Raw genomic sequence first — 17,799 nt, 5'->3', positions numbered from 1 at the left:
ATGCCCGGCCCTGGGCCGGGCGGAGAGCCGGGACCCATAATCCCGGCGCGCACCGAGATAGGCCAGGCGTCGGAATCGCAGCGCTTGTCGGCCATGTTCAGTGGCTATGGGTCCCGGCTCTGCGCCCCGCTTTCGCGGGGCATGCGACCGGGATGACAAGGCAAGCGATGTCCCTTGATCGGGCAGAACTACAGTGTCGCCGGTTCGCCTCACTGGCCCAACGCCTCCAGCTCACCCGGCAGGGCATAGGCCCATTGCGTGATATCGCCGGCGCCGAGGCAGACGACGACATCGCCCTCGCCGGCCCGTCTGGCGACATCAGCAGCAACGCTTTCGCGCGTGGTGGCGCTGGCATCGCGGTGCCCGTGGGCGCGCAGACTTTCGACCAGATGGACCTGGTCAGCGCCCTCAATCGGGCTTTCACCGGCGGTATAGACCGGGGCGACGAGCACGCTGTCGGCATCGTTGAAACAGGTCGAGAAATCCTCGAACAAATCGTGCAGGCGGCTGTAGCGGTGTGGTTGCATGACTGCGATCACCTTGCCGGTGGCGGCCTGGCGCGCGGCTTTCAGCACGGCCACGATTTCGACCGGGTGATGGCCGTAATCATCGATGATCGCCGCCCCCTTCCACGCGCCGGTCCGGGTGAAGCGACGCTTGACCCCGCCAAATTCACCCAGCGCCGTCTTGGCGCCGTCTTCCGTGAGACCCAGCTCGCGTGCCGTCGCCAACGCCGCGACGGTGTTGAGCACATTGTGCTCACCCATCATCGGCAGGAAAATGCCGGTCCAGACCGTCTCTTCCTGGCCGCGCAGGCGGAAGCGGACGTCAAAGGTGGCACCCGACGGGTCCATCGTGAGATTTTCCAGCCGCGCATCGGCCTGGGGGTTCTGGCCATAGGTGATGACGCGGCGGTCCTCGACCCGGCTGGCCAGCGACTGGACTTCCGGATGATCGGTGCACAGCACGGCAAAACCGTAAAAGGGCAGGTTCTCGACGAATTGGAAGAAGGCCTGACGCAGCGTGTCGAAATCGCCGTAATGCTCCATGTGCTCGGGGTCGATATTGGTGACGATGGCGACCGTGGAGCGCAGCTTGAGGAAGGAGCCATCGCTCTCATCCGCCTCAACCGCCATCCAGTCACCCAAACCCATCTTTGCGTTCGAGCCATAGGCGGAAATGATGCCGCCATTGATCACGGTCGGATCGACGCCGGCCGCATCCATCAGCACGGAGACCAGCGAGGTCGTCGTGGTCTTGCCGTGCGTGCCACCGACCGCGACCGCGAATTTCAGGCGCATCAGCTCGGCCAGCATCTCGGCCCGGCGCACGACCGGGATCTTGGCGGCACGGGCGGCGACCAGTTCGGGATTGTCCGGCTTGATGGCCGAGGAGACGACGATGGCACCGGCGCCGTCGACATTCTCAGCCTTGTGACCAATCGCCACCGTCGCGCCCAGCCCGGTCAGGCGTTCCACATTCGGGTTCGCCTTGATATCGGAACCCTGAACCTTGTAGCCCAGATTGAGCATGACTTCGGCAATGCCGGACATGCCGATGCCACCAATGCCGACGAAATGGACGGGACCGACTTCAAACGGCAGGGCAGTGAATTTCATACGAGGGCTCCGGTGACCAGGCCGTCGACCGCCCGCGCCAGCGCATCGGCGGCATCGGGGCGGCCCAGCGCGCGCGCCGACTGGGCGCGGCTCGCAAGGTCGTCAGGGTTGGACAAACGGGTTTCAATGAGGGTCGCGATCTTTTCCGCCGTGAACTCACCCTCATGGACGACATCGCAGGCGACCGCCTGGACCAGACCATCGACATTGGCCGATTGGTGATCATCAGCAGCAATCGCCAGCGGGCAGAATATGGCTGGACGGCCAACGCCCGCGACTTCCGACACGGTCGAGGCCCCGGCCCGCCCGATCACGAGATGGCTGGCGGCATAGAGCGAGCCGACATCCTCGAAGAAGGGTTCGCAGCGCGCAGCAATGCCGGCTGATTGGTAGGTTTCGCGGGCCATGGGGAGGGATTCCTCGCGGGTCTGTTGGACCACATCAAGGCGGGATCGCAGCTTTTCCGGGACAAGGGCCAACGCCTGCGGCACGGTCTCCGACAGGATGCGCGCGCCCAGGGATCCGCCGAGGACAAGAATATTCAGGCGACCATCACCGGAAATTTCAGGATAACCGGCAGCGCGGGCGGCAATGATCGGCGCGCGCAACGGATTGCCGGTCAGGATATGACGCTTTTTCGCCTTGGCCGGCAGGCGGTCGAGGCGTTCAAAGCCCGAGGCGACGAAGCCGGCCTTGGCGGCAAAGACACGATTGACCCGGCCGAGCACGGCGTTTTGCTCATGGATGGCAAACGGGATGCCCATCGAACGGGCCACCGCCAGGGCTGGGAAGGCCGGATAGCCGCCGAAACCGGCGATCACATCGGGCTTCCATTTGCCGACAATCGCCCGCGCCTGGGCAAAGCCCTGGGTCAGCTCGAGCGCCGCCTTGGCCAGCTTGATCGGGTTTTTCGTCGAGGGGCTGGCCGCGTGGATCTCATCAACCGCAACGGCCGGAAAGTCGGCGGCATGGCGCAGGCCGCGGGCGTCGGTGACCAGACGCACCTGCCAGCCGCGGGCGATCAGCGCCTCGGCGGCCGCGCGCGCGGGAAACATGTGCCCGCCGGTTCCGCCGGCGGCAATGAGGCAGCGTCTGGGTGTCATGCGGCGTAGCGCGGCGTGTAGGCGCCGGGACGGCGGCGCGTGAAGGCCAGAAGGAGGCCGGCGCCGAATGCAAGAGCGAGCATGGAAGAACCTCCATAGGACACAAAGGGCAGGGTCATGCCCTTGGGCGGAATGAGGTTCAAGTTTACGGCGATATTGACCAGGCTTTGCAGTCCGAATTGCAGCGCAAGTCCAGCAACGGCCAACTGCGCAAAGCCGTCCTGCAATCGCATCACCTGCATCCAGGCCCGGGTCACCAGGATGGCAAACAGGCCGATGATCGCCAGCGACGCGATCAGGCCGAATTCCTCGGCGGCAACCGAGAAGATGAAATCCGTGTGCGCGTCCGGCAGGAGGTGTTTGACCTCGCCCTCACCCGGCCCGACGCCGGCAATGCCGCCGCGTGAAATGGCTTCGGTGGCGCGATCGATCTGATAGGTGTCGCCGCTCTCCGGATTGAGGAAACGATCCACCCGCGAAGCAATGTGGGGAAAGGTGAAATAGGCCAGTGTCGAGCCCGATGCTGCCAGCCCGCCCAGCACCGCCACCCAGATCCAGGACAGGCCTGAGGCAAAGAAAATCCCGCCGAAACACAGGGCCAAAAGGACTGACTGGCCGAAATCGGGCTGCAGCATCAACAAGCCGATAGCGAGCGCGAACAGGCCAAAGGCAATGATCCGCCCGGGCACGGGCGCTCCGCGTTTTTCTTCGGAAAACAACCAGGCCGCCGTAACCAGAAGCGCCGGCTTCATGAATTCGGACGGCTGCAGCGAGAGCGGACCAAATCGCAGCCAGCGCGTTGCCCCCTTGACCTCATGCCCCACAAACAGCGTCGCCGCCATCAGGACAAACGCGCCCATCAGGGCCACCAGGGCGAGACGTCGGGCGCCCTTGGGCGACAGCGAGGAAATGCCGAGCAGTGCGGTCAGGCTGACCCCGGCAAAGACGCTCTGGCGGTAGAGAAAATAAAACGGGTCATCAATGCCCAAGCGCTCGGCCGCCGCCGGGCTGGCGGCCATCGACAGCACAAGGCCGGTTACGATGAGGGCAAGAATGACGAAGAGCAGGGTTCGGTCGATACCACGCCACCACATGCCCAGCGCCCTCGGGAAGCTCTGGATCACGCAACACCCTCCGCCACGGCAACGGCCGGGACCAGCGTCCCGACAAGCTCACGGAATGTGTCACCGCGCGCCTCATAGCTGGTGAACTGATCGAAGGACGCGGCAGCCGGCGACAACAATATGATCTGTCCAGGCGCCGGATCCGCTCCGGCATCGCGCGTCGCGGCGGTAAGGGCGCCGGCCAGGTCACCGCACAGCTCACAGGCGATATTCCCGTCAAGTTCACGGGCAAAGCGCTCAGCCGCCTCGCCGATCAGATAGGCTTTTTCGACACGGTGGAACTGGCTGCGGGCTGCGGCCAGTCCGCCCTCCTTGGCCCGCCCGCCAACGATCCAGCGGACACGTTCATAACAGCCCAGCGCCTGCACGGCGGCTTCGGCATTGGTGGCCTTGGAGTCGTTGATATAAGTGATGCCGTTGATCGTCGCGATCCGCTCCTGGCGATGGGCAAGACCGGGAAAACTGGCGATCGCATCGGCGGCCGCCCGCCCTGCCACGCCCAGCGCCCGCACCACAGCCAGCGCCGCCGCCGCATTCTGGGCATTGTGCCGACCGGGCAGGCTGGGCGATTTGACGAGATCGACAACCGGATGCGAGGCGCAATCGAGCGCGTCATAAACCCGGTCACCCAGCGCGTAGACACCGCGCGCGAACACCCGGCCGGCCGAGATCGGGATGACCTCCTCCTCCCGGCGCTCTTGTCGCAGCGATGAGTAAAAGGCTGATGTCTCATTGTCATCAATGCCGATCACCGCAACGCCGCCCGGCTGTTGCATCGAGAACAGACGCTGCTTGGCGCGCAAATAGCCCTGAAAATCGCCGTGCCGGTCGATATGGTCGGGCGATACATTCAGCAGAACGGCGACATCGCAGGCCAAGGTCTGCGTCAGGTCGATCTGGTAGGAGGATAACTCCAGCACATAATAGCTGCCCGGACGCGGTGGCGCCTGCGCCAAAATGGCGTCCCCGATATTGCCGCCGACCACCACATTGCGGCCGGTTTCGCGCAGGATATGGCCGATCAGGGCGGTCGTCGTCGACTTGCCATTGGTGCCGGTGATCCCGATCACTTTCGGGCGGCGCTTGTCCGGCAGGTCGGCGATCGCCATGGCGAACAATTCGATATCGCCGATCACCGGCGCATCAACGGCCCGGGCCAGCTCGACCACGCGGTGCGGTTTGGGATGGGTGAGCGGGATGCCGGGCGACAGGACCAGCGCGGCGATATCGCCCCAGTCGCGTCGGTTGAGGTCGTCCAGCGTCAGACCTTCCGCCTGGGCGCGCACGCGCGAAGGCTCGGCGTCGTCCCAGCACGAAACCGCTGCGCCGCCTGCCTCGAGGGCCTTTGCCGTGGCTATGCCAGTGCGCCCCAATCCGAACACAGCCACACGGCGGCCTTCATATGCGTGGATCGGGATCATAAGGGCCTATCCTAACGCAATTTCAGGGTGGCGAGTCCAATTAATGCGAGGATGACCGCAATAATCCAGAAGCGGATGACGATGGTCGGCTCGGCCCAGCCCTTCTTCTCGAAATGGTGATGGATGGGCGCCATTCGGAAGACACGCTTGCCGAAGAGTTTGAAACTGGCGACCTGGACCATCACCGAGACCAGTTCGAGCACGAAAAGGCCGCCGACAATCGCCAGCACCAGCTCGTGCTTGATGGCGACGGCGATCGTGCCGAGTGCGCCACCCAGCGACAGCGAGCCGGTATCGCCCATGAAGACCATGGCCGGCGGTGCGTTCCACCACAGAAAGCCGATCCCGGCGCCGATCAGGGCGCCGCAGAAGATCAGGATTTCGCCCGCCCCGGCCGTGTAGTGGACCTGGAGATATTCGGCGAAATCAACCCGGCCGACGACATAGGCGATCACGCCGAAAGTCGCCGCCGCGATCATCACCGGCACGATGGCCAGCCCGTCCAGCCCGTCCGTCATGTTGACGGCATTGCCCGAGCCGACAATGACGATACAGCCAAAGACGAAAAAGAGCGGCCCGATATTGAGCATCAAATCCTTGAAGAAGGGAAAGGCGATCGAGGTTTCGACGCCGGGCTCGACGCCCAGCGTGCGGGCCGTATGCGTCGCCCAGACGACCGCGATCAAGGCGATGGCGAATTCGCCGACCAGCTTGAAGCGGCCACCGAAACCGGCCGTGGTCTGCTTGGTGACCTTGAGATAATCGTCAATGAAACCGATCACCCCGAAACCGGCCGTGACGAAGATGACGATCCAGACATAGGCATTTGTCAGGTCGGCCCAGAGCAGCGTGCCGACCATCACCCCCAACAGGATGAGGAAGCCGCCCATGGTCGGGGTGCCGGCCTTTTCGACCACATGGCGCTCAATGCCTTCGGCGCGGATCGGTTGGCCCTTGCCCTGTTTGCGGCGCAACCAGCCGATCATCGGCTTGCCGAAAATGAAGGCGATCAGCATCGCCGTCATCAGCGCGCCGCCGGTGCGGAAGGTGATGTAGCGGAACAGGTTGGCGAATTGCAGGTCTTCCGCCAGCGGCGCAAACAGCAAGTAGAGCATGGGCGGATCAGGCCTCCGTCAATCCGAATGCGGTACCATCGACAAGAACCGAGGCAATCTTGTGAAGCCCGGAGCCATTGGAGCCCTTGATGAGCACCACATCGCCCGGCCGCACCAAGGATTTCACCTGTTCCAGCCCCTCGCCCGCATCCTGCGCATAGCCTGCACGAACATTGTTCGGCAAGGCATCATGCAGATGCTTCATGCGACGACCGCACGGCAGGACGGCGTCCACACCTGCAGCGGCGAGATTGTCGGCCAAGGCAGCGTGCAGCCGGTTTTCGTCGGGACCCAGTTCCAGCATGTCCCCGAGGACCGCGATCCGACGTCCGGCGCCGGTCGGCGATGCCGAGCCCAACGCTTCGATGGCCGCTGCCATCGACACCGGATTGGCGTTGTAGGCGTCATCCAGCAGGGTGAAATCACCGCCGCCGGGCAAGGCGATCCGCACGGCCCGACCGCGGCCCGGCTCGGCACCAACGCCGGACAGGGCTTCCGCAACATCCCGCGCATCCAGGCCGGCCCCGGCGCAAGCTGCGAAGATGGCACCGGCATTCCAGGCCCAGTGGGCACCGGTCGCGGCAAGGCGGAACGGCGCCCGGATGCCGAGCACATTGGCGACACCGCGAGACCCGTCCAGACCGGTCTCGAAACTTTCAATCCGGATCGCCGCGCTCGCGTCGGTCCCGAAATCGAGCATGAAGGCGGCGCAGGAATGCTTGGCATGGCGGGCCAGACGTTCGGCCAGCGCATCATCGGACGGGTAAATGGCAACCCCGTCCTGTTCCAGCCCCTCAAAGATTTCCGACTTGGCGTCGGCGATCGCCTCGACACTGCCGAGATGTTCCAGATGGGCCGGGGCGATGCGGGTGATCAGGGCGACATGCGGCCGGACCAGGGAGGCCAGGTCGCGGATCTCGCCGGCATGGTTCATGCCCAGCTCGAAAACGGCCCGTTCGCTGTCGCGCGGCATGCGCGCCAGGGTCAGCGGCACGCCCCAGTGATTATTGTAGGATTTGACGCTCCAATGGGCCGGACCGGCGGCGCGGAAGACGGCAGCAATGGCTTCCTTGACACTGGTCTTGCCGACACTGCCCGTCACGGCAACGCGAATGGCGGAGCTGCGGTCACGCGCTGCCGTGCCCAGCGCCCGCAGCGCTTGCAGCGCATCCTTGGCCAGCAGCGCTGGCTCGACGCCGGTATCACCGCGCTCGACCAGGCAGGCGGCGGCGCCTTTTTCCATGGCGGCAGCGACAAAGTCATGCCCGTCGCGCGCGTCCTGCAGGGCCACGAACAGATCGCCCGGTTCCAGCGTTCGGGTATCAATGGAGACCCCGGTCGCGGTCCAGCCCGGCTCGCCGATCAACATGCCACCCGTGGCCGCCATCGCCTGACCGGATGTCCAGAGCGGGCGCTTCGCCTCCTCAGACATTGGCTGCCTCCCTTTCGGCCAGGGCGACACGGCCCTGTTCGCGATCATCAAACGGGTGCACCACATCGCCGACGGTCTGACCGGTCTCATGCCCCTTGCCGGCAATCAGCAGGCAATCGCCGGCGCGCAGCATGGTGACACCGCGGCGAATGGCTTGCGCCCGGTCGGCGATCTCCTCGGCGCCGGGACAGCCCTTCAGGATGGCCTTGCGGATCAGGGCCGGGTGTTCCGAGCGCGGATTGTCGTCGGTGATGATGACATGATCGGCCTGGTTGGCCGCGATCACGCCCATTTTTGCACGCTTGGAGGCATCGCGATCGCCGCCACAGCCGAACACCACGATCACCCGGCCGCGCGTGTGCGGACGCGCCGCGCGCAACAGCTTGTCGAGACCGTCCGGCGTGTGGGCATAATCCACCAGGACCGGCGCCGCCTCGGCCGTTTCGCCGACCTTCTCCAACCGGCCCCGCACGCCGGTCAGGGTTTTCAGCGTCGCCAGCACGCTGGCTTCATCCACGCCATCGGCCAGGGCAATGGCGGCCGCGCCAAGCGCGTTGAGGATCTGGAACTCGCCGACCAGCGGGATGTCGAGCGCATGCTCACGGCCGCGCCAGGCGAAAACGACACTCTGGCTGGCCGGGCGCGGCGTGATCTCGCGGATGGTGAGGTCCGCACCGCGCCAACCCATCGTCAAAACGTCAAGACCGCGCGCGCGGGCCGTCTCGGCCATCTTGCCACCCCACTCGCTGTCGACATTGATTACGGCCCGGCCATTGGCCGGCAGACGTTCCGTGAAGAGCTTTAGTTTGGATGCGTAGTAATCGGCAAAATCAGGATGATAATCGAGATGGTCCTGGGTCAGATTGGTGAAAGCGCCAACGCTGAGCCGGACCCCGTCCATACGATGCTGCTTGAGCCCGTGACTGGAGGCTTCCATGCCGAGATGGGTGACGCCCTCGCCAGCCAACCGGTCCAGCGCCGCCTGCAAGGCCACCGCGTCGGGCGTCGTGTAGCCGGTCACTTCCACCGTATTGCCGCGGGTGACGCCGAGCGTGCCGAGACAGGCCGCCTCCAGCCCCGCCCCGGCCCAGATCTGGCGCAGGAATTCCACGGTCGAGCTTTTGCCATTGGTGCCGGTGATGGCAACGATGTGCTCCGGCTGGCGCGGATAAAAACGCGCCGCCATGCGGGCCAGCAGCGCCGCCGGCTCCGGCACGGTGATCACCGGCACAGGCGCCTCGACCGGCGCATCGGTCAGGATGGCCGAAGCGCCTGCGGCCAGCGCCTTGGGGATGAAATCACGCCCATGCACTTTCACGCCCGGCAGAGCCGCAAACACAAAGCCTGGCTCAACCTTGCGGCTGTCCAGCGTCAGCCCGCGCACGACCAGGTCGGCATTCCCGATGGCCAGATCTTCGCCGCGCAGCAACTCGTCCAGGGTCACGGGATCATCTCCGGCATCAGGGCAGCGCGAACCAGGGCGGCGCGACCGACCGGGTCTTCATTCGACCGTTCAACACCGAGGATGGGCGCGATCCGTGCCACGATCTCACCCACCGCCGGTGCTGCCACACGGCCACCGGTCGGGCGAAGATAGGTCGGTTCGGGCATTTGCGGTTCGTCGAGCAACACAAGGATCGCATATTGCGGATCATTGGCCGGGAAAATCGCCGAAAATGAGGAGATGAGACGGTTACCATCATAGCCGCCGCGCGAGGGCTTGTCGGCGGTGCCGGTCTTGCCGGCGACCAGATAGCCGACAGCCTCGGCACTGCCACCGGTTCCACCCACCACATTCTCACGCATCAGGGCCAGCACATCACGCGCGACCTCGGAGCGCATCACCCGCTCGCCGAGAATGGTCTCGTCCGCCGCCACCGGCAGCAGGGTCGGCGGCACATAGACACCGTCATTGGCGATGGCGGCAAAGGCGGCAATCGTCGCGATCGGGCTGACCGCGATGCCATGGCCGTAGGAAATCGTGACGGTCTCGGTCGGACCCCAATTGCGCGGCAAAAGCGGGTCGGCGCTTTCGGCCAGTTCAATGGGCGCGCGCTCCAGAAGCCGCAAATCCCCCAGGAAGCCGCGCTGGGCCTCGGCGCCGACTTCCAGCGCCATGTGGCCGGAGCCGATATTGGAGGAATGGGTGAAGATTTCCGGCACGGTCAGCCAGCGCTCCTCACCGTGATAATCATTGATGCGGAAACCACCGACGGCAAGCGGCGCGCGGGCGTCATAGCGGCTCTCAAGCGTTGCCGTCCCGGCCTCCAGCGCCACGGCAACCGTAAAAGCCTTGAAAGTGGACCCCATCTCATAGACCGACTGGGCTGCCCGGTTCAGGCGTTCGCCGGGACTGGCATCGGCCGGCCGGTTGGGATCGAAATCGGGCAGCGAGACCATGCCGAGGATTTCGCCGGTGCGGACATTCATGACGATGCCGGTGGCGGCCAACGCCCGGTATTCGGTCATGGCAGCGCGCAGGACTTCGTCGACATGGAATTGCACCGCCATGTCGATCGACAGGGCCACCGGACGGCCATCGCCCGACATCAACGCACTGTCAAAAGCCCGCTCGGCTCCGGCAAGGCCATCCATGTCGCGATTGGTATAACCAACCACGTGCGAGGCCAGCCGGCCGCGCGGATAGACACGGTGCGGCTCGGTACGGAATTCCAGACCCGGCAGGCCGAGCGCGAACACGGCCTGGCGCTGGCGCGGGGTGAGATTGCGGCGCACCCAGACGAAGCGGCGGCGCGAGCCGAGATCTTCCGTCAGCGCCGCGATATCGATGCCGGGCAATACGGTCGCCAGCATTTCGGCGGTTTCCGCGGCATCCCAGACCAGGGCCGGATCAGCATAGAGAGAATGGGTTTCCAGCGTTGTGGCCAACACCTGACCAGTGCGGTCAAACAGGTCACCACGCGCCGTGTCAGCCACGGCCTGGCGGATCGGCGAAGCGGCATCGGCCGGCCCGGTCACCGCCACTTCAATGGCCCGACCGGCCAGCACGGCAAAGCCGAGCGCCAGGGACAGGCCCATGACACGCAAACGTCCGCGCGAGGCATCCATGGCCCGGGTTTCGTCGCTTTCAATCCGCAGCAGGCGCTGCATGTCGGCCGGCGCCGCCTCCGCCAGTGGCGGCGGGGCCAGGGTGCGCGCCTCGGCCGATACCTGTTTGCGGAACGGCCACAGACGCATCAGTCCGGACCTCCAACCTGGGTCGGCTCGGCCATTGCCATGGCGCCCTCCCCCTGACGCACCCGCGTCTGGTCACGGCGCATGCCGGTCTCTTCCGGGCGGGCATCGGCGAGCAGGGGCAGATCGCTCAATTCCACCTCCCGCGACGGGTCCAGCGGCTCAAAACCGAGATAGCGCCGGGCCAGGGCGCGCAGGCGCTCCGGGTCTTCCAGATGGGCGATCTCGACATTGAGCACATTGATCTGACGACGTTCTTCGGCAAGCTGGGCCTGGATGTCCTCGAGCCGCTCCTGCGAACTCTTGGCCTCGGCCTTGGCGATATAGAGCGCGACCGCGAGGGCTGCGGCAACGACGAACGCAATCGCATTAAGCGTGCGGATCATAGCGCGGCCTCCAGACGGGCAAGCGGAACAATACTCGTGTGAAGCGCCGGACTGTCGGTCCAGGCAGGCGCTTCGGTTCGAATGGCGGCTCGCAGCTTGGCTGAACGGGCCCGCGGATTTTCCGCGGCTTCTTCATCGCTGGCCGCCACGGCGCGACGGGTCAGCAGGGAGAAGCTCGGCGCCGGACCGGCTTCGACAGCCGGCTCATGGCGCGAACCACCACCTCCGGCGAGGCCGGCACGGCTTCGCAGGAAGGTCTTGACCATGCGGTCTTCCAGTGAATGGAAAGTAACCACGACCAGCCGCCCCAGCGGTGCCAACAAGCGCTCGGAGGCCTCCAGGGCGCGGGCCAGCTCGCCCAACTCGTCATTGACGAAAATGCGCAGCGCCTGGAAAACTTTTGTCGCCGGGTGAATTTTGGAATGTTTTCCGCCGGTTGCGCGCGAAACAATATCAGCGAGCCGGTCCGTGGTCTCAATTTTCGCATCCGAACGCGCGGTGCAGATGAATTTGGCGATCCGGCGCGAGCGACGCTCTTCGCCGTAAACATAAAATATGTTCGCGAGCTCTTCTTCCTTCAAACGGTTGACCGCATCGGCCGCCGTCGGGCCACTGGCCGCCATGCGCATGTCCAGCGGACCCTTGCGCATGAAGGAGAAGCCACGCTCGGCCTGGTCGATCTGCATCGAGGATACGCCGATATCCAGCACGATGCCGTCGACCTGCTCGATACCGCGAAAGGCCAGAACCTCGCCCATCTCCGAGAATGGCGCCTCGGCGAAGGAGAAACGGCCGCCGGAGGCCTGCACCAGCTGGGTCGCTGCAGGCTGGACAGCCGGATCGCGATCAATACCGATCAGCTTGCAGTCGGCTGCCGAGAGAATGCCGCGCGAATAGCCGCCGGCGCCGAACGTGCCGTCAATATACAAGGCCCCGCCGCGCGGCTCGAGCGCGTGCAGGACCTCATCCAGCATGACCGGAATATGCGGCGCCGCGCTCATCACACGCCTCCCGGGCGCGGCGGCAGTTTCAGCGCGCGCTTGTTGTCACGGGCAAAGCTCTGGGCGCTGGATTTGTGCTCCTCGAACCGCTCCGGCGACCAGATCTCGAAACGCGAACCGAGGCCGACAAAGGTCGCCTTGGTATCGAGACCGGCATGATCGGCGAATTCCTTGGGCAGGGTGACGCGGCCATTGGAGTCAAAAGCCAACGGGCGGGCGGCACCGAAAATGGCGCGCTCGAAAGCGACACGCGCATCGTCATAGGGGTCCATCTCCTCGATCAGCGCCTGATAGCGCTCGAGCAGGGCCTGGCCGCCCCCTTCCAGATAGGGGCCATCGAAGGAGGGCCAGACGATGATGCCGTCAAAGGGCCCACCCCGAACCACCGCACGGAAATCGGCCGGAACGGAAACCCGTCCCTTGGCGTCGACGCCGTTGATGGTGGTGGACAAAAACACGCTTTGTGGCTCCCCGGACCCTGCACGCTACCCCGCATGGTTAATGATGGGATAACATGGGATCAGATGGGAAACAATGACGAGAAGCCCGTTTTTCATGGATATGCAGGCCAATCGAAGTATTCAAATATGCGAAATTCAAGAACAGACGCGGAACATTAAGTTAATTTCCACAGGCTCGATCCGCATCAACCCACGAATTCCCATGGTTTCCCGATTTTTGTGGATTTGTTCCGATCCGGAAAAAGACGCATGAAGCAACCGTTCCGGGCGCCGCCAGGCGTCCCGGTTTGGCGGGTCTGTTCCGATTGGGAAAAAGTGATCAGGCGGCCTGTAAGCCGGGTCCTGTCCCCCGGACGAGCCGGGGCGACGGTCATTCATCTGCGATCGTGCTTGCGCACGACCTGGTGCGACCTACCCGGACAGCATGCGGAGGCGCACGTGCAGCCGAAGCTGCGGCCTGTCCCTATTCGGTCTTGCTCCAGGTGGGGCTTGCCTAGCCCCCTTCCTTGCGGTCGGGGCGGTGCGCTCTTACCGCACCGTTTCACCCTTGCCCGGCCCGAAGGCCCGGCGGTCTGTTCTCTGCTGCGCTTTCCCTGGGGTCACCCCCGCCGGGAGTTACCCGGCACCTTGCCTCCGTGGAGCCCGGACTTTCCTCGACAACACCGTTTCCGGCCTTGTTGCCGCGACCGCCCAGCCACCTGATCGCGGTCTAGATCGGTCAGACCGGGCCAAGCGTCAAGAGCGCCCGGCCAGCGCCGCGATGAGCCCGCGGGTTTCCCGGTCCGCCACACCGCTCACCAGCGCCGGGCGCCAGCGTCGCTGGAAGGCCTCGATGACCGCATCCAGACCCGGCTCGAGCCCGTATCCGATCCGCTCGAGACCGGCGGCAATATCGTCCACCAGCTCACCCGCCGGCGGTGTGGCGCGGGCACAACCCGCCGCGACCAGCAAACCCCAGGGGAAATGCTCGCCCGGATCCTGCTTGCGGCCCGGCGCTACATCGGAATGGCCGATCACGCACTCCGGGCCGAGGCCATGCCGGGCCATCACATCCTTCAGAAGCCGGATCAAGCGGTCGATCTGGATCGCCGGATAGGCCGGCAAAGCAAAATCATGCCCGCCATTGACGATCTCGATCCCGATCGAGGCCGAATTCACATCGCTTTTGCCCTGCCAGCTGGCGACACCGGCATGCCAAGCGCGCTTGTCCTCGCCGACCAGTTGCAGAATGACGCCATCCTCGCGGATGACATAATGAGCGCTGACCTGCGCCGCGCGGTCACACAGGCGCTCGATCGCGACCGCCCCGTTCTCCATGCCGGTATAGTGCAGCACGATCAGGCGGATCGCCGTCTTGCGATCATTGAAGTTCGGCGACGGCGCCGCCCTCACATCAAGGCCGACATCCGGGCTTATATTGGAAATCAAAGGGTCTTCTCCCGCGCCAGCGCCGCGGCTGGCAGTTTCTTGTTCTGACGCAGGGCAATGATCCCGACACCGGCCAAGGTCAGGGCGCCGCCTACGAACAAGCGCCAACCCGTCGGATCGCCAGTCAGCAAGATGCCCGACACCATCCCGACCAGCGGCGCCAGCAGGGTGATCGGCGCGATCAGGGTCGCATCATAACGCTGCAGTAGATTGTAGAACACGCCATGGCCAAAGATATTGACCAGCACGACCGTGACCAGAAGCGCCAGACCAAAGGCCCAGCCACCGTCGAGCACGCTGGCAATCTGGTTCTGCTCGAAGGTCAGCGACAAGAGCAGGAGTGGCGGCCAGGACAACAAGCCGATCCAGGCCTGCATGCGGATCGAATCCATCGGCAGGCGTTTGACCAGGATCATGCCCATCGCCGCAACGAAGGCCGAGCCGACGCCCAGCAACATGCCGATCGACATGTCCATTGCGGCCGGATTGGCGATCACCAGCATCACCCCGGCAAAGGCCAGCATCATGCCGGCAATGCGCGGCAGGCCGACCGTCTCTTTCAGGAAAATGACCGACAGGATGGTCGCGAAGGGCACGCCCATCTGCACCGCGATGGCCATGCCCGACGGCGTCGCCCAGCGCATGCCCAAGAACAGCAGGCCATATTGCAGCGCGCCCATGCACAGCGCCACACCGATCATGGTCTTGATATCGGTCGGCCGCGGACGCAGCCATGGGGCCAGGAAGGCGTAGAGCATCGCAAAGCGCAAAAAGGCAAAGAAGATCGGCGGCACGCCGTCAAAGCCGGGCACCCAGCCCGGCGCACCGGTCACCGCGAATTTTGCCACCACGAAGTTGAAACCCCAGACGACACAAACCGCGACGAGGAGAAGAAAATCCTTGAGACGCATGCCCCCAGTCATGGACTCCGACACCATCGGCAGCAAGTGCTTATTGCGAATGGTGGAAATGCGCGTCGAGAAATTCCAGGAAAGCGTCCCAGTCTGAGGATTGCACCCCGTGCAGCCCGCGGCGCATGAAAGCGGCGATATCAGCGCCCGGCTCAAAACCGCCCAGGCGTGATTGTCGCAGCCCGTCCGAGCCATAGAGTTGATAGACAGGGCTGGCCGCCTGCGCCGCCCGGAAACTGCCCTGCGGGTCGGACCAAGCATCGCGCCAACCGCCACTGATCAGCAAGGGACGCGGCGCCATCAGGGCAATCAGCTGGTGCTGGTCGACGGGAATGGCCGCTTCATTGCCGGCATAACCGGCATAGGTCTCATTGAACCAATACGGATAGGTTTCGGTGATCTGGGCGACACTCTCGCCGGCATGACTGCGGGTCAGCGTCGTACCACCGGTTCCGCCCTGATGCGCCAAGACCAGGTCGATCCGCGGATCAAAAGCGGCCGCGACGAGTGCCGATTTGGCGTTGCGCGAATGCCCCCACACCGCCATCCGTTCCGGGTCAAAGCGCGGATCGCTTTCCAGCGCATCGATGGCGCGGGCATAACCCCAGGCCCAGGCGATGATGGCACCGCTTTCGCGCCCCGGCATCAACGCGTCCAGCGCCGGCGCCGCGCCGGCCGGATTGTCCGGCACGATCTCACCGGGATGCTGGAAGGCAAGTGCATAGCCGCGATCGAGGATCTGCTCGAACGGTGGCGAGGCGATGTAGCGCCCGAAGATCATGGACATGAGCTGGTTCTGCCAGCCGCCACCCGAACCACATTCACGGGCTGACGGGTTGGTGGGCGCCGACAGGTCGGTCCGACCGCCGAAAGCCGTGCGGGTCCCACAGAAGGTCTGCATCACCACGACCGGGACGGGTTCGCTGGCCGCTAACGGCAGCACCACGACGAGGCGGGTCTGCAGCGAGCCCATCGCGACATCCCATTCCTCGATCCGGCCCCGGCCGCCAAAGGCGTCGACCTCGATCTCGCGGCGCTCCGTGACACGGGCCGGTTCATGACCGGGCCAAGCGCCATAGACTTCAGCCTCGAAACGGGCCAGCAGATCCGCTCGACCGGCCTCCCAGCCTTCGCGCGTCAGGTCATCGGATTGCAGGGCTGGGACAGCCGGCGGGCCCGCCGTTTCCGGGGACACCCGTGGCAAGACCATCGACACACAGCCGACCAGCATCAACGGCAGGGTGATGCCGACAAGGAACAGGAACGCACGGATCATGAGGCAGGCCGGATGGTCAGAAGGAACATCATCAAAGCCTAGCCGCAGCCGACGCCCGACCCAATCACAATCGTGTGTGGAAACCGGGCTTTGTCCAGTCGTCAGCGCGAGCTCGGGCCGACGCCATCGACGGTCCAGCCTTCCGGTCCGCGCGTGGCGACCAGGATTTCAGGGCCGCTGGAGCGTGTCTGCGACGTGCGGGCCGAGGCCCGGCCACCGCGCAGCTTGCGCCAGACCCAGAAACCCGCCGCGGCAAGCACGGCAATACCGGCCACCACGAGGAAGGCGGCGGTCAGCATGGCAGCAAGGAAGATCACAAGTCCGACGACGGCTAGCGCGATGAGGGCCGCGAGAATATCGCGTACCACCCGGCCGGCGCGTCCGGAGAAACCTGATGCGAATGTATGTCGAGCGTCCGTCATGAACCTCTTTCCGTGTTCGCCCCCGCTTCCCACCATGTTGGCATCAATGGGCCAAAGGTCAATTGGTGAGCGGTGTGACCAAACCGCGCTGCGCCAGAATCTCGCCGTAAGCCGCGTTGATGGCTGCCATTTTTTCATCGGCCAGGCGCTGGATTTCGAGCGGCGCCCCGCGCGCGATCAACCGGTCCGGGTGATTCTGTGACGCAATGCGGCGATAGGCCGTGCGCAGATCACGGTCGGAGATGCCGGCTTCGATGCCCAGGATCACATAGGGATCCTTGTCGTCCGGTTCGACATGGCCGGCCAGGATGCGGCGGAATTCGGTTTCGGAGAAGCCGAAAATATCGGCCACGCGCTGCAGATAATCCATCTCGTCCGGAGTTATCGTGCCATCGGCCTTGGCGACGTGGAAGAGCCCGTCGAGCACGTCTTCCAGGATCGCCGGATAGCAGCGGAAGCGGCGCGCCAACCGGCGGGCATAGCCGTCAAAGCCGAGCGTGGTCTGCATCGCCAGTTCAAAGGCCCGGTCGAGCGCGTCGCGGCCTTCAGGCGGCGGTTTGAAAACTTCATAGAAAGCGCGGATCTCGCTGCGTGAGACCGTGCCGTCGGCCTTGGCCATCTTGGCGCCCAGCCCGATCAATGCCATGGCGAAATCGGCGTCATTGACCTTGTGTGCGGCGGCGCGGTCATCGCAACCATCACACTCCAGGAAACAATCGCGACCACTGATACGGTCGGCCAGATTTCGCCAAAATCCCATACGCGTCACCCTCCGGTCGCCCATGTAGGAAGCGCGCACTCATTGCGCGAGTGGGCGGAGCCGGTCTTGTGCAGTTGGTGACCAGCTTAAGCCGGTTGCACCGCGCCATGCCATGCTTAACCTCCGCGACAGATTGAAACGGAGT

Annotated in this window: 16 protein-coding genes and 1 other RNA gene; all 17 read right to left on the bottom strand. The window is 64.7% G+C overall.

From position 1 onward, the window contains the following. Nucleotides 1-209: 209 nt before the first annotated feature. The 17 genes from murC to AWH62_RS09970 all read right to left on the bottom strand — a co-directional run bounded on the left by murC (nt 210) and on the right by AWH62_RS09970 (nt 17,654). A complete protein-coding gene (murC, locus tag AWH62_RS10050; RefSeq protein WP_075190361.1) occupies nt 210-1,619 on the bottom strand; it encodes a UDP-N-acetylmuramate--L-alanine ligase in 1,410 nt (469 codons plus the stop codon). Next, the gene (murG, locus tag AWH62_RS10045; RefSeq protein ID WP_075190360.1) at nt 1,616-2,722 is read right to left on the bottom strand and encodes an undecaprenyldiphospho-muramoylpentapeptide beta-N-acetylglucosaminyltransferase; all 1,107 of its coding nucleotides are present in this window, start codon (nt 2,720-2,722) and stop codon (nt 1,616-1,618) included. Before murG ends, murC begins: the two co-directional genes overlap by 4 nt. Next, the gene (gene ftsW / locus AWH62_RS10040; protein WP_083635125.1) at nt 2,719-3,846 is read right to left on the bottom strand and encodes a putative lipid II flippase FtsW; all 1,128 of its coding nucleotides are present in this window, start codon (nt 3,844-3,846) and stop codon (nt 2,719-2,721) included. Before ftsW ends, murG begins: the two co-directional genes overlap by 4 nt. Further along, nucleotides 3,843-5,267, bottom strand: coding sequence for a UDP-N-acetylmuramoyl-L-alanine--D-glutamate ligase (murD, locus tag AWH62_RS10035; RefSeq protein WP_075190358.1), 1,425 nt, complete (start codon nt 5,265-5,267; stop codon nt 3,843-3,845). The genes ftsW and murD overlap by 4 nt, the downstream gene beginning before the upstream one ends. Before the next feature lie 11 nt (nt 5,268-5,278). Continuing rightward, nucleotides 5,279-6,382 carry a phospho-N-acetylmuramoyl-pentapeptide-transferase gene (gene mraY / locus AWH62_RS10030; protein WP_075190357.1) on the bottom strand — a complete coding sequence of 368 codons (1,104 nt, stop codon included), beginning with the start codon at nt 6,380-6,382 and terminating at the stop codon, nt 5,279-5,281. Between the two features lie 7 nt (nt 6,383-6,389). After that, entirely contained in the window at nt 6,390-7,814 is a 1,425-nt protein-coding gene (gene murF, locus AWH62_RS10025) for a UDP-N-acetylmuramoyl-tripeptide--D-alanyl-D-alanine ligase (RefSeq protein WP_075190356.1), read from the bottom strand. After that, on the bottom strand, nt 7,807-9,258 hold the full coding sequence (locus AWH62_RS10020) for a UDP-N-acetylmuramoyl-L-alanyl-D-glutamate--2,6-diaminopimelate ligase (RefSeq protein WP_083635124.1): 1,452 nt from the start codon (nt 9,256-9,258) through the stop codon (nt 7,807-7,809). The genes murF and AWH62_RS10020 overlap by 8 nt, the downstream gene beginning before the upstream one ends. Continuing rightward, the gene (locus AWH62_RS10015; protein ID WP_083635123.1) at nt 9,255-11,012 is read right to left on the bottom strand and encodes a penicillin-binding protein 2; all 1,758 of its coding nucleotides are present in this window, start codon (nt 11,010-11,012) and stop codon (nt 9,255-9,257) included. The genes AWH62_RS10020 and AWH62_RS10015 overlap by 4 nt, the downstream gene beginning before the upstream one ends. Beyond that, complete coding sequence (locus AWH62_RS10010) at nt 11,012-11,395, bottom strand: hypothetical protein (RefSeq protein WP_075190355.1); 384 nt, start codon at nt 11,393-11,395, stop codon at nt 11,012-11,014. The genes AWH62_RS10015 and AWH62_RS10010 overlap by 1 nt, the downstream gene beginning before the upstream one ends. Continuing rightward, nucleotides 11,392-12,396 carry a 16S rRNA (cytosine(1402)-N(4))-methyltransferase RsmH gene (gene rsmH / locus AWH62_RS10005; RefSeq protein WP_075190354.1) on the bottom strand — a complete coding sequence of 335 codons (1,005 nt, stop codon included), beginning with the start codon at nt 12,394-12,396 and terminating at the stop codon, nt 11,392-11,394. Before rsmH ends, AWH62_RS10010 begins: the two co-directional genes overlap by 4 nt. Then, nucleotides 12,396-12,854, bottom strand: coding sequence for a division/cell wall cluster transcriptional repressor MraZ (locus AWH62_RS10000; RefSeq protein ID WP_075190353.1), 459 nt, complete (start codon nt 12,852-12,854; stop codon nt 12,396-12,398). The genes rsmH and AWH62_RS10000 overlap by 1 nt, the downstream gene beginning before the upstream one ends. Before the next feature lie 318 nt (nt 12,855-13,172). Further along, nucleotides 13,173-13,559, bottom strand: an RNA gene (gene rnpB / locus AWH62_RS09995) — RNase P RNA component class A. Between the two features lie 33 nt (nt 13,560-13,592). Further along, a complete protein-coding gene (locus tag AWH62_RS09990; protein WP_233128295.1) occupies nt 13,593-14,285 on the bottom strand; it encodes an N-acetylmuramoyl-L-alanine amidase in 693 nt (230 codons plus the stop codon). Continuing rightward, entirely contained in the window at nt 14,282-15,196 is a 915-nt protein-coding gene (locus AWH62_RS09985; RefSeq protein WP_075190577.1) for a DMT family transporter, read from the bottom strand. Before AWH62_RS09985 ends, AWH62_RS09990 begins: the two co-directional genes overlap by 4 nt. A gap of 40 nt (nt 15,197-15,236) precedes the next feature. Beyond that, complete coding sequence (locus AWH62_RS09980; protein WP_075190352.1) at nt 15,237-16,472, bottom strand: hypothetical protein; 1,236 nt, start codon at nt 16,470-16,472, stop codon at nt 15,237-15,239. 101 nt (nt 16,473-16,573) lie between these two features. Continuing rightward, entirely contained in the window at nt 16,574-16,894 is a 321-nt protein-coding gene (locus tag AWH62_RS09975; protein WP_075190351.1) for a hypothetical protein, read from the bottom strand. A gap of 58 nt (nt 16,895-16,952) precedes the next feature. Further along, nucleotides 16,953-17,654 carry a molecular chaperone DjiA gene (locus AWH62_RS09970; RefSeq protein WP_075190350.1) on the bottom strand — a complete coding sequence of 234 codons (702 nt, stop codon included), beginning with the start codon at nt 17,652-17,654 and terminating at the stop codon, nt 16,953-16,955. Nucleotides 17,655-17,799 lie beyond the last annotated feature (145 nt).

Origin of the sequence: Maricaulis sp. W15, assembly GCF_001924955.1 — a bacterium.
GTDB lineage: Bacteria > Pseudomonadota > Alphaproteobacteria > Caulobacterales > Maricaulaceae > Maricaulis > Maricaulis maris.
This window is presented reverse-complemented; position numbering and strand designations above follow the sequence as displayed.